We start from the raw sequence: 2,053 nt of genomic DNA, 5'->3' as shown, positions 1-2,053 counted from the left end.
ACTTATCTGCTTTTGAATATGGCTATGGTGCTGAGCTCGATTATAATGCATTCGAAGCAGGTGTTTTGTTAAACGAGATTGAGAGTTTATATGGTCGTACATTCTTTGGGGTTATGGGGTCTTACGGAAATCTTTCTCTAACCCCTCAGGATGTTGAACAAAGCAAAAAGAGTGCATTTGATAAATGGTCTGTTTCTGCCTATGGAAGTCTGAAGCATGATACGGGTTTTTATATAGATGGGGTGGTATCGTATGGACTTTTTAAGGGAGATGTTTTGACCCTTGCACGGGGTAAGGTTGTGGCATTAAAGGGTAAACAGTTTAGCGGTTCTTTAACGAGTGGCAGAACGTTTTCAACAGGGTATAAAGGTGTTGTTTTTGATCCGCAGATTCAGATTGTTTATCAGCATCTTCAGTTTAATCAGGCGCGTGATATTGATAATCTTGATGTTGATTTAGGAAAATTTCATCAATGATTTAGAATACTCACTCATCATTCTACATATTGAATAAAAAACTGAATATTATAAATTTCTTTCATTCAAACCTGTTTATATTTAATCAATTAACCCCTTGTTCATCACAAACGAAGCTGGCATGTAAAGAAGGACTTTTGAAAAAAGGTGTATTGCTTCTTATGAACATTCTCGAGTGCTAAAATCTGCGCAAATATTGAATGCTGAAAAAAGAATGATGATATCCGCGCATAACCGCAATAAAAATAATATCCTGTATCCAATCAAAATTTCTCTGCCACCTATCATTTACAAAACAACAACCGTAACAATACGATAAAGCATACTTTACTTTTATTATAATTTGACCTCAAACTCCCTCTGTTTGTTCTAAAAACAAGTATTTATCCAAAATTCTTAAGTAAACATCCTAAAAAAGGAAACAAATAATATGCGTATGAAATGATATAAACGTAAATAAAGTTCTAAAACAAAATTCAAAAAAATGCATAAAGCTCGTAAAGACTAAACTTATGATCTATAAAATTTAATAAAGAAATGGACAAAAACAACCATCAATATCGTCTCTTTTAAAAGATTATACCACAAGAATTTAGCATTCAAGCTTCTCACATTCACAATGAAATCTGCCCCCATATCTTAATATCAAAATTTTAGGAAAATTCCTCATCGCATAGAAGAAAGCATCTATTGTAATCTTTTATATCAAAAAAATAACCATATTGATGAGGAAAAATAAATTTCAATACATTAAAAGGCAGAAAAATCTTCTGCCTTTCATATAAAAATGCACATTATATCTCTTCAAAAAAGATGGCGCAATCCAGCAGAGAAACTGGCTCCAGAAAAACCAGCTTTCTTAAATTTATGCTGATAAGTTACATCTCCATGAAGAAAAAGTTTTGAAGAAAGACGAGCATTAAACCCAAGACCTGCTTCCAAAAAAGAACCAAAAAAACCTAATTGGAAATCGTTTTTAAAAGAAACAAATTGCTTATCTTCAAAACTATGCAAATAAGAAAGCTTACTATAAAAAGAAACGACACGTCCCTCTTCAGAAACATTAAGTGTCTTGCTTAAACGCCCACCAACACGCCCCACCCATTGATGAAATTTTCCTAAATCAACATCAAGATTATCAATATCACGCGCCTGATTAAACTGAAGATGCTGATAAACAATCTGAATCTGCGGATCAAAAACAACACCTTTATACCCTGTTGAAAACGTTCTGCCACTCGTTAAAGAACCGCTAAACTGTTTACCCTTTAATGCCACAACCTTGCCCCGTGCAAGGGTCAAAACATCTCCCTTAAAAAGTCCATACGATACCACCCCATCTATATAAAAACCCGTATCATGCTTCAGACTTCCATAGGCAGAAACAGACCATTTATCAAATGCACTCTTTTTGCTTTGTTCAACATCCTGAGGGGTTAGAGAAAGATTTCCGTAAGACCCCATAACCCCAAAGAATGTACAACCATATAAACTCTCAATCTCGTTTAACAAAACACCTGCTTCGAATGCATTATAATCGAGCTCAGCACCATAGCCATATTCAAAAGCAGATAAGT

2 protein-coding genes are annotated in these 2,053 nt (G+C 34.3%); one reads left to right on the top strand and one right to left on the bottom strand.

Features of this window, described 5'->3' with window-relative positions; translation table 11 throughout:
* On the top strand, positions 1-476 hold a 476-nt coding region (locus tag PVV63_RS10120), incomplete at its 5' end, for an autotransporter domain-containing protein (protein ID WP_273791743.1).
* Positions 477-1,280: 804 nt separating this feature from the next.
* Here the strand turns inward: PVV63_RS10120 and PVV63_RS10115 are convergent.
* Positions 1,281-2,053: autotransporter outer membrane beta-barrel domain-containing protein (locus tag PVV63_RS10115; RefSeq protein ID WP_273791742.1), on the bottom strand; the 773-nt coding region annotated here is incomplete at its 5' end.

This window comes from Bartonella sp. CM31XJBT, assembly GCF_028618555.1.
Classification (GTDB): Bacteria; Pseudomonadota; Alphaproteobacteria; order Rhizobiales; family Rhizobiaceae; genus Bartonella.
The sequence above is the reverse complement of the archived record's forward strand: the minus strand, read 5'-3'. Positions and strand labels throughout refer to the sequence as shown.